Annotated in this window: 8 protein-coding genes; 3 read left to right on the top strand and 5 right to left on the bottom strand. The window is 38.5% G+C overall.

Annotation, left to right across the window (positions count from 1 at the left end; all coding sequences use genetic code 11):
- Window positions 1–252: 252 nt before the first annotated feature.
- The 3 genes from AACZ88_RS07235 to AACZ88_RS07225 all read right to left on the bottom strand — a co-directional run bounded on the left by AACZ88_RS07235 (window position 253) and on the right by AACZ88_RS07225 (window position 7815).
- Window positions 253–3129, bottom strand: a complete 2877-nt coding sequence (locus AACZ88_RS07235) for a two-component regulator propeller domain-containing protein (protein ID WP_339708393.1) — start codon at window positions 3127–3129, stop codon at window positions 253–255.
- 126 nt (window positions 3130–3255) lie between these two features.
- Window positions 3256–6072 carry an NPCBM/NEW2 domain-containing protein gene (locus AACZ88_RS07230; RefSeq protein WP_339708390.1) on the bottom strand — a complete coding sequence of 939 codons (2817 nt, stop codon included), beginning with the start codon at window positions 6070–6072 and terminating at the stop codon, window positions 3256–3258.
- A 465-nt stretch (window positions 6073–6537) separates the two neighbouring features.
- Window positions 6538–7815, bottom strand: coding sequence for a DUF2254 domain-containing protein (locus tag AACZ88_RS07225; protein WP_339709299.1), 1278 nt, complete (start codon window positions 7813–7815; stop codon window positions 6538–6540).
- Between the two features lie 665 nt (window positions 7816–8480).
- On the opposite strand from AACZ88_RS07225, the gene AACZ88_RS07220 reads away from it, so the two are divergent.
- The 3 genes from AACZ88_RS07220 to AACZ88_RS07210 all read left to right on the top strand — a co-directional run bounded on the left by AACZ88_RS07220 (window position 8481) and on the right by AACZ88_RS07210 (window position 9614).
- Complete coding sequence (locus AACZ88_RS07220; protein WP_339708388.1) at window positions 8481–8930, top strand: PA2169 family four-helix-bundle protein; 450 nt, start codon at window positions 8481–8483, stop codon at window positions 8928–8930.
- Between the two features lie 310 nt (window positions 8931–9240).
- Window positions 9241–9402 (top strand): DUF1328 family protein, encoded by a 162-nt coding sequence (locus tag AACZ88_RS07215; RefSeq protein WP_089889919.1) that lies wholly within the window; start codon window positions 9241–9243, stop codon window positions 9400–9402.
- 29 nt (window positions 9403–9431) lie between these two features.
- Window positions 9432–9614: a hypothetical protein gene (locus AACZ88_RS07210; protein ID WP_339708383.1), complete on the top strand. Its 183-nt coding sequence runs from the start codon at window positions 9432–9434 to the stop codon at window positions 9612–9614.
- Window positions 9615–9991: 377 nt separating this feature from the next.
- Here the strand turns inward: AACZ88_RS07210 and AACZ88_RS07205 are convergent, their stop codons facing one another.
- Window positions 9992–10408: a hypothetical protein gene (locus tag AACZ88_RS07205; RefSeq protein WP_339708380.1), complete on the bottom strand. Its 417-nt coding sequence runs from the start codon at window positions 10406–10408 to the stop codon at window positions 9992–9994.
- A 46-nt stretch (window positions 10409–10454) separates the two neighbouring features.
- Window positions 10455–12074, bottom strand: coding sequence for a hypothetical protein (locus tag AACZ88_RS07200; RefSeq protein WP_339708377.1), 1620 nt, complete (start codon window positions 12072–12074; stop codon window positions 10455–10457).
- Window positions 12075–12108 lie beyond the last annotated feature (34 nt).

Raw genomic sequence — 12108 nt, 5'->3', positions numbered from 1 at the left:
TCAGATTATCAAGAGTTTTATTCAATGTGAATCTTTAGTAAGCTTCTAAACGCGACAATTAAAATAACTTTACGATGTTAGCATATAATACACCGGCAATCGACCTATAAGGAATATTAGGACAAGGAAAAGGCTACAAAAAAAGTCCTAATGAGCATTAGGACTCTACTTACAAACATCATAAAACATTGATTTTTAAATTGTTAAATGAAAAGCAAAGGATGAATTGTTTTAAAACTAACCGCCTTAATCTTACGGCATTTTTTGATACTGGCTCGGAGTTTGTCCTGTGAAGTTCTTAAAAATTCTATTAAAGGCCGATTTTGAATTAAAGCCACAATCACCACCTATGGAAGAAATGGTCTGTTTTTTATAAGCGGGATCCTTCAGTCGACGTTTTACTTCCGCTACGCGAAACGTATTGATATAATCGTAGAAATTTTTACCGATGTATTCATTGAGCAACATGGATAAATGGTTTGCGCTTACGCCTAATTTTTCCGCCAATTGATTTAGACCCAATTCAGCATCAAGATATAACTCTTCGGCTTTCATCAATCTATCGAGCCTTGCCACCTCTTCCAAATTTTCTTTGTCCGTTTCAGGGTCAGCAGACCTTACCGATTTTCTTATTTTCTGATTAAGTTGACGCAATCGGGGACTTTTCTTGAATTTCACGACCAACAACGCCCCTAAGACGATTGTGGCAACAAGCAGTAATACCATTGCCCATTTCAATCTTTTCCCATTAAAAAAAATAGATTTAACGGTAATATCGAAATGGATCGGTTGTTCACTCCAAATTCCGTCATCGTTAGACGTTTTCAGATAAAAACGATATTCGCCACCCGGAATGTTCGAATAGCTGGCATGAGGGTTTTTTCCTGAAATTATGTTCCAGTCCGAATCCACGCCCTCAATTCTATAGGCATATTGGCTGCGATATGGGGAAGTATAGGACAGCGAAGCAAATTCCACATCGAACCGATTGTCATTGGCAGGCAATGTCAATTTTGAACCGGCGCGCAAAGGTTCTGACATTACCACACTACCGTCAAGTTTCTCACCTACCCTTATTTTTTTTCCATCTATCGACAAATTGGTAAAAACAGGTTCGGGAGCAATTGCATTATTTCCGAAGGCATCGGGATTGAAGAAATTTATTCCGGCGGTGCCCCCAAAGAATAGTGTACCGTCTTTGGTTTTCCATCTGGCATTCTTTCTGAATTTCCCCTTTAGAACGCCGTCATAAGTAGTGTAATTTGTAAAAATTTCTTTTTCAGGATTAAATTTCGATAGTCCTTTATTCGTAGCGATCCATAGATTTTTATCCCCATCTTCTAAAATTGCATTAACCTCATTGTCTGACAGCCCATCAAGTTCTGTATATCTTTTGAAATAGTATCCTTTATTATTTGTTTGTCTGCCATCTTCCATGAGCAGGTTAAGCCCCCCACCCGAGGTGCCGAACCAAATTCTACCTTCAGAATCTTCATGAATTATAAAGAGATCATTATTACTCAATGATTTGGGATCATTGGGAATATTTGCAAATCGTAAAAAGCTCTTGCCCTCGCCCTGTTCTTGAAGGAGGGCCAAGCCACCCTTGTTCATACCGACCCAAATTCTATCTTTGCTATCTTGAATCACCGTATAAATATCATTAAGGGCCAATGAACCGGTATTGAATTTTGAATAGCCAAGATTTTCAAATGAGTAGTCTTTCCCATCTTGCTCTTTCAACAATGATAATCCCCCGCTTGTACCAAACCATAACCTTCCCTGGCGATCTTCCATTATCGAACGAATAGAATTTGAGGCAATACTTTTACTGTCGCTTTCGTCAGTCTTGAATTGCAGGGCCACCTTCTTTTCACTTTGATACAAAAACAGCCCATTACCCATAGTAGCGATCCACATTCTGTTTTTTGAGTCACTATAAATACAGGAAACATAAGCGCCATTCAGCTCTTGAAAGACCTTATTATTTATCTCGAAGCGTCTAATATCGGGGTCGGTATATCCTTTTTTAAAGTTTACCAAATCAATCCCCTCACGTGTGCCCACCCAGAAAGTACCCTCGATGTCCTCATAAATCGTTTGCACAAAACTGCTGCGTAGGCTATTCTCATTATTTGGTAAATGGATTAGACTTTTGAAGTTATGCCTTGAAAAATCGTAGTAATCAAGCCCCTCTTGAGTGCCTACCCATACAATGTCTTCCTTATCAACATACACATCATAGACATCACTACTACTCAATGAAAAATGATTCTCAGGATCGGCAGAAAATTGGACAAAATCTTCGGCCGCCCTGTCATATTTTAATAAACCGCCACCGTAACTAGCGAAAAAAATAGATTTATCACTACTCTCGGCAATGGCATTTACCGATTTTGAAACATGCTCTTGAACAAACCTGTCCCGTTTTGATTCGTATCTAAAAATTCTATCACCCAGGCTCAACCATACTTCTCCATGTGAATTGGTATATATCTCATCGAGCCCATATCCGCTAAAATTTCCGATTTCGTATGTTTTGATCGTTAAAGATTTCACATAGTCGTACAATAATAAACCCTTGTCCGTTCCGATCCAATACGTATTACCAAACCCCTTTGCCATGCAAGCAATTGAATATCCCTTTAAAATAGGAGCACTTTCAAAAGTTTCCGTATCAATTATAAAATTGGAGTTATTTGTTGACAGCCACAGTTTATCGGCACCATCATGAAAAAGCTGCAACACCTCTTTAGGACCAATGGACTGCTGCAATTTATAAGAGGGAACAACTTCAAGTGTGTTGGTATTTATAACGCTTAGGCCAGTAACCGTACCTACCCACAACCTATTTTCAGAAGCCACCATGGAGAATATCTTATCTCCGACTATGGTGCTGCTATCATTAGGAACATGTTTGTATATCTTAAAACGATAACCATCGAACCTGTTAAGGCCATTTTGCGTACCAAACCATAAAAAACCCTTGCTATCTTTTACAATTTTCCGCACCTCGTTGTGGGAAAGACCATCAACGGTAGTAATATGATGAAAATCATACTCTTGTGACCATGAGAAAAAACAGGTCATCAAACAGAAAAATAAGGGGATAAGATCATCTCTTTTCATCTGTCCGAACTTTCAACCGAATATACAAATAGTCATGAAACTACCGAACAAGTTAGCCTTTAAACTCAAGGTTCGCACACTCATTTCAATATTTTACAGCTTCCCGACTACCTACTTTGATTGTGATTATTCGATTACCAGCCAGGTATAGGAATTTGCTGGTATATTCACAGAGACATTGATATTATAATCGCGATCTAAGGTATGTGAACTTGACTTCCCTCCCATTTCAATCACCTTTGCCGTATCGGTCAGGCCCGTATAGTACATGGGTAATTTTAGGTTTCGTTGCATGGGTCGGTCGGTCGGATTAAAAACCATCACAAACCCCTTTTCTTTAAGTTCTGGATTTACATGCATAAAACCATCCCAGTCTTTTCCTGAAGGTCTTTTTAAATGAATGATGTCACTGTTCAATATATCACGATATTTTTTGTACCAATCGATCACTTCGATTACCACTTCTTTGGTCTCTTCAGTATCGTAGAGTCTTGGTCCCCGATAGCACGATTGCACACCAGAACCATAATTCTGGATCATTTGATTCTTATAGTCGGTTAAATGCTCATGCAACGGCTCAATGGTTGCCGCGGCACCCCCGCCATGGTATTGTGTTAGTGGGGTAAAGGTCCAGCACATACTGGGCGTTCGGTCCCATAGCCCATCGAATATATTTTGACGCCCAAGCACCAGCTGGCGATCGCGCGGCAGGGACCAATTCACCTCACGATATCCAATACCGGTTTTATTGCTGCCTGAGTTGATATAAAAATCGGGAACGTTCATGTAAATTCCCTCGCTCCGCATCCACTTGTAAAGCTCTTGAATTTGAGCGTATTGCTTCCATTGTGAATCTTCGAGGTCATTGTGATGGGCATGTGTGGTCGATGCACATACATTTCCGGGGTATGAGCCATCATTTTCAAAAACGTTCATCCCTGTTTTTGTAAAGAATTTTTTAATTTTTCTGAAGTAGTCATAGCCCCATTCGCTCGCCAGGCATGGGGAAGAGCCAAATATCATTCCGCCCCGTTTACCAGTCTCGGGGTTGATTACATCTACCTCATCACTTATCCACCGGCTCGATAGCAATGAATAACCACCCAGCTCGATACCCTTGCTATGGGCATAATCAACTATTCTTTTATATTTTTTGTAATTGGCTTCAGATTCATCTTCCATATTTACACCACTACCAAAGCTTAGAATAATCATCTCATAACCCACCTCGGCACATTGGTCAACAGCTGTTTTTATTACTTTTTCATCGGAACTGACCAAATGTAGAAAAATTGGGTTTTCGGTAACCCAAGGAGATATAGTACGATACATTTTTCTGAGAAACAGCCCACGACGTTCCTGATCCCTACTGTCTATAGGGGTTTCCCAAACCCTAAAAGTAGTCAAAGATTTGCCCGGCTGTATCGCCGTATCTGGCCCGAGCGGAGGCTTCACCTCTAATAAACAAGGCAAATTCAACGGATAATTTGTCTGGGATGTATATCTCGGGTCTTTTTCCCAATAGGTCGTCTTGTCGGAATTTTTCTGTTGCATGCCGCCGAACGCATAATCGCTTTCGATATGGATGTTGGGTTTTATCCAATGATCTGGTGTTCCCACAAGGTTTTCACCTTCAACCATGGCAAGCTGTTCGAGTTTAAAAGCATTGAGCTGTACCAACAACTCACCTTTATTAATTACTTCTATCCATTTAGAGAGCGTGGGAATACCATCGTAAAGGACAAAATGTACTTTGACGATGATATCGTCCTTTTTTAAAGTAAAGACCAATTCCTTCCCTTTGGGCATTTCTTTGTTGGTGGCCCATCGTACGCGCTTCCATGCCATACGATCGGTCAGTTCCTTTACCTCAAAATTTTCTATCAAAAAAGAATTGTTCAAGGCAGACAATTGATCTACCCATTTCATTAGGGTATAGCCGTATTCGGGTTGTTTACTTAGTCCACCAATAGCGTAATTGGTTCCATCGATGGTGAGCACACCTTCATTGGAAACACTTCTCAAAAGACTCTCCCCAGTCATTTGGTTTGTATAATCGATGGTTGCCAAATTTGGAAGCAAGCGAAATGTTCTTGAAATTAATCCATTTGAGAGCACAATGTCTCTGCCCGTATGTGTTTTATACACGTTCGCTCTGACCTTGGAATTATCGATCAGCCAGTCGTAATCGGGTCGTTTTAATGGTAGTGCAATTTCGGGAAGTGTCCCTATTGCCTTTTTTAGGGCTGTACTGACCGCAGAAGACAGTTCTTGTTTTTCTCCCGTATATTCTTGTTCGGCAATTGCGGGAGCAATTTCCATGTATTCGATCTGAGGATCGATCCAGACCGCATGGTCGCCGCTTGCACCATCACCACCATCTTCGACCACAAGTTCCAGCACTCCACGTTTTACTTCTAAATCAATCTTTTTGGCCTCATCACCTTGATGCATCAGACCGCTGTTGAATACTTCCTTACCATTGTGCAAAACCTTAAAAACAACACTGCCCTTGTCAACCTTACCTTGTTTGCCCTCTACGCCTATAAATTGTTTAGAGGTGGGTGTGATATTATAGAAAATACGTTTACCATCAGTTAAAGGAATGGTGTTTACATTAGGTTCCGAATAATCGATTTGGGAATCGTTTACCCCGATTTTTGAGGTAAATCGATGGCCGTTGTTCATTTTTATCTTGATCCGTGACTCGGCATGTACACCAATGCCTTTGTTATATTTTTTGCCGGCGATCGATAATCCCTCACCTGTAATCGATTTGTTTTTAATAGGTGCACTATAGGTCTGATTAGCCAAGGAAATTTCTAAATCACCGACTTCGATCGAAGTCTGTGATAGTAGCGTAGAACTGATTGCTAAATTCAATAAAAGTAGAAGCGCGACCTTATTGTACATTGTACCATTCAATATATTCGGTATTTTCATATCGGGTATTTCCTTTTTAAAAAATTTTGTTCCAAACCGAAATACTTCGGTATCAATGAAAAAAACAAGGATAAAACATGCACTGCTATAAATCGACCTAATAAGGCATATTGGGACGTTTTTTACGTCCTGATAACCATTAGGTCGACCAATTCGACAATGGGTCACAAAAAACGGGGCCCTAAAACGCAATTATGCAACTACTTATGGCCCATCGGAGTTTTTTTCAATAAGCCCCAGAATAAAATCAAAGCGAATTTAATTTCGTTCGTTTTTGGCATGAGGCCCCAAATGTATTGAACAATATTCGAATAATGTGAAGGAAAATACTGCAAGAAGATCGCTTGTGCGTATTTGATACGCGTTATATGTGGTCATAAATGGTTTCTATACGCAATCAAGATTTTAAATGTGATGAACAACCCTAGACTCGGCAGCTAATCAAATCAAATAACACCCTTTATTTTATCCGTGCTCTAAATAATCCAATATTCGTTTACGGTCTATCGGATTGTAAATATGCTTTTCAACATCGAATCTCAAGGCCTCTTTTTCTTCCGCAAGAGCCGCACTATCTTCTTTTGACAAGTTTGGGGCCTTTGCTATAAAATGTAAGGTGGCCACTAGTTCGAAGAGCACGGCACTATCATTCTTAGCATAGTTACGAATCGGTTGTACAACGATCCGCATGATTTCATGGGCAGATATATTATTTCTTATTAAGAGAGTTTCACCGTCTCCCGCATACGTTGAGTTTACCTTGGAAAATTGTAACCTGACCCTGAGCAGTTCGGCTAAATTGTCTAGCGCATCGATTGCGGTGCCCGGATCGTTAATCCCAGGTGATAGGGCCTTAACGGCAATTTCCATCAATTTAATCATCCCACTTATGCCTTTATCACCTTCATGCCGCTTCGACGAGATATCTAAACAAAAAAGAAGGTCTTGTTGTTCCTCTTTATTAAGGATGTGCTTCGTTCGCAAAACAGGCATTCCCTTCCAGATATGCTGCCCGACATACGGAATAACTTCTATTTGATTGTTTTGCAATAACAATGAATTTGTCATTAGGGAAACATCAAAACCTTTATAATAACCATTCTTGGCAATGTAGATGGCGTGCCAATTTTCAGTATCAATATAATGCAAAGAAACTTCTTGGTTCGATTTATCCTTGAGTTCTGCCTCTAAATACTTCATACTAGACCTAAAGATGCGATTAGTTATATGATTGATTTGAATGGCTGTTGAAATACTATGAATAAAATAAACAAAGAATCCTATACAGATCAAAGCGAACAGCGCTGCCAACATCGTTGAAAGCCCCATCGATTCAGAATCTATTCCATAAGCACCCAAATAAATAAGCACGATAGTACAGTACAGCAGGGTACCTATGTAAATACCAAGAATAATCTGATGCTTTTTGTTGGAAATAAGATTTGGTAGCAGTCGCGGTGAGAAATTAGACGATGCTTGGTTGAGTACGACCATGACCATCGTAAAACTAAAGACCGTTAAAGAAAGAATACCACCGATAAATGTTGAAAGTATGGCTCTTGCAGTTTCGAAATCTTGAATAAAAAGATAGGATAGGTTTTTCTTAAGTGTAACGACCGTTTCGGTGTTCTCGAGTTCCAAGACGATCATCGCAAGAACAAAAAAACCTAAACTTATCAGCACGGGGTAAAAAGCAATGCTCTTCAGCACATCATAATAGACTTTTTTAAGCAATTTAAGCACCTCTTTCAATATCTTTCCTTTTAAAGTTCAACGACACGAGCTAAATAATCCTGGTTTTTAAAGGTCTTGGGCTGATGCCAAAAACCAATACATGGAATAGGAATACCTCCTTTGAATAAGTTACAAGGTAGGTGGTTTCCCAAAGAGTGCATTACACTATCAAGATGATTATTAGCCCAATAGATCGGGGTAAAACAGTGTACCAACGCAGAACTCTTTGAAAAGCGTCAATTTACAAATTGATTAAGTCAAGAATGACCGCCTCCCTTGCTTAAATTGCATTAGTGATTTAAATGAGTTGATTTGTAGAATTTTCCAATCGTTGATTGGAAAATGATTTAGTTTGGTTGTTAAGAATAGCCCTGGTAAACTGTTAACTCTGGGGCTATTTTTTGTATCTGTAGACACAAGCATATACATTATGCCGGTCGCTTACGAAATGATTCATTTCCTTTCTTTGTTTTAAGTATGGGATAGTGCCTTTTATAAGGAATTAAGACAACTACCTCACTCATTCAAAGTTTCTTTGCGATTACAGCAAGTAATCTTTCCTTATGAGCAAATCTAATTCTAGAACTCAAACGATATTAGACAATATAATATGGATGTATACAGTACACATCCGTTTTTACAAACCTAAGTACTGTTAATTTAAATTAATATAAATGACAACATATACAGAAAAAGTAGGAAACAAATTGAACGATTTATTGCAAAAAACGTATGATGCCGAAAAGGGTTATAAAAAAGCTGCTGATAATGTCAAAAACATTCCTTTAAAAAATTATTTCGAACGTAAAGCACAAGAGCGTTATGATTTCGGACATGCCTTAAAAAAGGAAATAAAGGAGTTCGGCACAGAAGTAGAAAAAGGTGATAGCTTCACTAGTAAAGCACACCGTTCGTGGATGGACGTTAAGGCCCTTTTTTCAACTGACAATGAAGAAGCCATGCTTAAGGAGGCTATAAATGGAGAAAAAGCGGCATTAGAAGAATATCAAGATGTTCTTAGCGAGACTGCTTTGCCTCCGACCACTGCCAACCTGCTCATATCTCAAAAAAACCATATAAACAGTGGCCTCAATACAATAAAGGGTATTGAAGATTTAAAATAACATGTGAAAAAGAAGATAGATTTACCAAGGGGTGCCCAAAAAGGCATCCCTTTTTTTTGCAGACTCAAATCATTTTGCCACACTTTAGAAACCTTCCATAATTGTCATTTAGCCAGTATACACCTGTCAAGAATCGTCTGAATCCCAAAGATTTAATGGTCAAGTTTTTATAGGGTATGCGTCAATTTTTAATTTGATATGGCAAAGGCAAATGCCACTATTTCGAGACCTTTACATTAATATTAGTAGTAGAGGCTACGACATTCTTGAATCCAAGAATGCTATTATGTTAAACCTAAAACTAAAAATTATGTTACGTTGGACTGTCACATTTGTTATTTTGGCCATTATTGCCGCAATATTCGGATTTGGAGGTATTGCAGCTGGTGCTGCCAGTATCGCTAAAATTTTATTTTTTATCTTCTTGATACTATTTGTGATTTCACTTATATCTGGAAGAAAAAAAGTCTAATAATTATTAAACCTAAATAAAAGAACACTATGAAGAAATTAGCATATATATTTTTATTCGCATTTGTAACTACCACTGCCCTATCGAGCTGTCGTGAAGACAAATCGGCAGGCGAAAAAATGGAAGATGGTATCGAAGAAGTCGGAGACGGCATTGAAGAAGGTGCCGAGGAAGTTCAAGATGAAGTTGAAGATGCCGTTGATGACAATTAGCATCTAAAAACTCATTAAAATATTTTAGAAAAGGTTAAGCTCCCCCGACTTGACCTTTTTTTTGTTCCCAATTACCATCTCAGACCATAGAATCTACTCCTTTTCATCTTTTTCGAACGTGTTCTGCACGCATGGACGATTATGCATTCTCAACAAATTAATATGCCGCACTAAACCAATTCGACAGTACATTCTCCGTTTTTATAATCGGTAGCTTCAACAAATGTAGAACATAGCAATGGTATCATAAAAACATTTGTCTTCACTTGTACGCTAACTTTTTCAAGAAACCTAAAATAGCAATACCGTTATGGTCATTTACTTGAATTATACTGTGGTCTTGCCCAATACTCCTAAATTTTGAGCTATAGTCCTGGCTATCCTTTTTTATAGGGCTTATCTATGCCGGCACTATCGTTCTCAATGAATTTTACATAATCTGAAGGGCTCTTTATCACTAGAAAAAAATCTCCCTTGATTACTATCGGAAACGCTAGTACCGAAGGTTTCTTTTCTAAAATCCGTAGCCAGTCGTGTTCATCTAAATCGACTTTTTCAGTCCCATATTCCTCGATAAAGTCGGCATGTTCTTGGTTTATTAGATCTCCAATAGAAATATCGAGATTCGATGCAATTTCAGCCCATTGGGTACCGGTCACTTTGGTTTTCGAAACATCGATGGCCAATATGCGCTCTTCGGAAGGGGTCACATAGGCATAGGTTTGTTTACCAATCGAATTCTCTGAACTATAAAAAAGCGTTATTTTATTTTTATTCTTAGCTATTACTCCCATAATGTTATTCTTAGTGGTTATACTATTCGTTTATACTAATTTAAAATCATTCCTTCTTTTTGGCTTTTCCCGTTATAGTCGATAACGTACCATCTTGAACGTTGATCCACAAGTAGTTAAAGAACGATTTTGTTGGATCTCGCTCAACTTCGATTACACCATATCGAAAGCCATCAGCGGCCGTTTTTGAACCATCATTAATAAATATTTTGCCGATGGTGGTTAGGAATTTATTAATTCCCAATCTGTCTTTTTTTAACACAGCGAATTCAAAATCTTCATATTTCATTTTCATATCGCCCCTTGCTGTTATGGCATCACCACTTACCGTAAAGTAAAGTTCGTTCACAACACCCTTGGCCCTGGCCCTAAGGTTTGAAGTAAGAAAGTCGTTCAAGCTTGCCGCCCTAAAATCAGTGACGATGCCCGAGGCAACAAAACGATCATTCTTACTTGGATCATCGAACGACCAATTTAACTTAAGCCGTGTCTCATTCATCAATTTGGCCGCTGCTTCTACAGAAACATTTGTGCCAGTGTTTGAAATATTTTTTATCACAGCATCAAGATTTCCAAAAATAAGCGGGGCCGGCTTCGTTTCCTTTGTTACGCGCTCACTATACGAAACACGCCCATTGTCAATTTTTATTTCGGGAACACTCAAATTAATAGGTAATTCACGAAGCATTTGGCTATACAGTTTTTTCCTTTTCATGTCGTCGGGTATCAACTTATCTCGATAAATTTCAAGATTCGGCGCTTTTATAACGCCTTTGCCTACATTTAAGAAAAAAGTATTCCTCTCAAAACCAAAATCGATATCCTCGGTTTCCATCCGAGGGATTTTCAGGTCGATATGATCTCGTTCTACACGTAACTTTCTTGAGAGCTCCGCTTTACTAAATTTCGTCACCAAGCTTAAATTCTGTAAGCTGGCTTTCTCTGGTTTTAATTGCACGTTCGAAGCCCTGAAAATCTCATAGGGACCCAAGTCGACAAAAACATCATCGGTCGTCAATTCATATCGATCATACTGTAACGGTATTTTTTTTTTGATCAATTCAGGACCGGTTCTTCCTCCAATCATTAAAAAATTAATCCCCTTCATCTCAACTTTGACGCTATCTTTAGTGTCTTTTAAAACCATAAGATTACCATCTTCAACCATTATCTTTTCTACTTCAATGGATTTTAAAAGTTGCACTACCCCTTTTGAAACCGTATCTTTTTGTGGCAGAACATGAGCCAAAAAATAGCTCACATCGGGTTTCTCTACTTTTAAGGCATCAACGTGTATGGTATTTTTTACAAAAAAATCCCAATAGTCAAAATCAACAATGGTCAATTGGTCGATCTGTACTTTAGTTTGCAAAAGTGAAGAATCGCGATCGTGAAAATTCAAGTTGATTTTCTCAAATTCAATGCTTCCCTTAAAAACGTTTACTCGAGCATTTTTATAAGTTAATTCAATATGTGGGGGTATTTTCCTTTTTAAAAAATCAGCAATTTGAGTTTCGGCAACCGCTTGACATACCACAAATACCAACAAAAAAATAGCGCCGAAGGCAACTAACAATGTTATGGCTATATTTCGCTTTCTGTTTTTCGTCATAAAATTTTGTTGGTATAGTTCCCCCTTCTGCCCACCATCAACAAGATGCGACATACTAGAAAGATTTTAGAACGTTTTCAACAATTTG

This window comes from uncultured Kriegella sp., assembly GCF_963975415.1.
Taxonomy (GTDB): domain Bacteria; phylum Bacteroidota; class Bacteroidia; order Flavobacteriales; family Flavobacteriaceae; genus Kriegella.
Note: the sequence above shows the minus strand (reverse complement) of the source record. Positions and strands in the feature narration are given on the sequence as shown.

What these genes read in the sequence shown, in the direction of transcription:
- AACZ88_RS07220 (WP_339708388.1), top strand. Translation starts at nt 8,481, where the DNA reads ATGACAACATATACAGAAAAAGTAGGAAACAAATTGAACGATTTATTG.
- AACZ88_RS07230 (WP_339708390.1), bottom strand. Translation starts at nt 6,072, where the DNA reads ATGAAAATACCGAATATATTGAATGGTACAATGTACAATAAGGTCGCG.
- AACZ88_RS07210 (WP_339708383.1), top strand. Translation starts at nt 9,432, where the DNA reads ATGAAGAAATTAGCATATATATTTTTATTCGCATTTGTAACTACCACT.
- AACZ88_RS07200 (WP_339708377.1), bottom strand. Translation starts at nt 12,074, where the DNA reads ATGTCGCATCTTGTTGATGGTGGGCAGAAGGGGGAACTATACCAACAA.
- AACZ88_RS07205 (WP_339708380.1), bottom strand. Translation starts at nt 10,408, where the DNA reads ATGGGAGTAATAGCTAAGAATAAAAATAAAATAACGCTTTTTTATAGT.
- AACZ88_RS07215 (WP_089889919.1), top strand. Translation starts at nt 9,241, where the DNA reads ATGTTACGTTGGACTGTCACATTTGTTATTTTGGCCATTATTGCCGCA.
- AACZ88_RS07235 (WP_339708393.1), bottom strand. Translation starts at nt 3,129, where the DNA reads ATGAAAAGAGATGATCTTATCCCCTTATTTTTCTGTTTGATGACCTGT.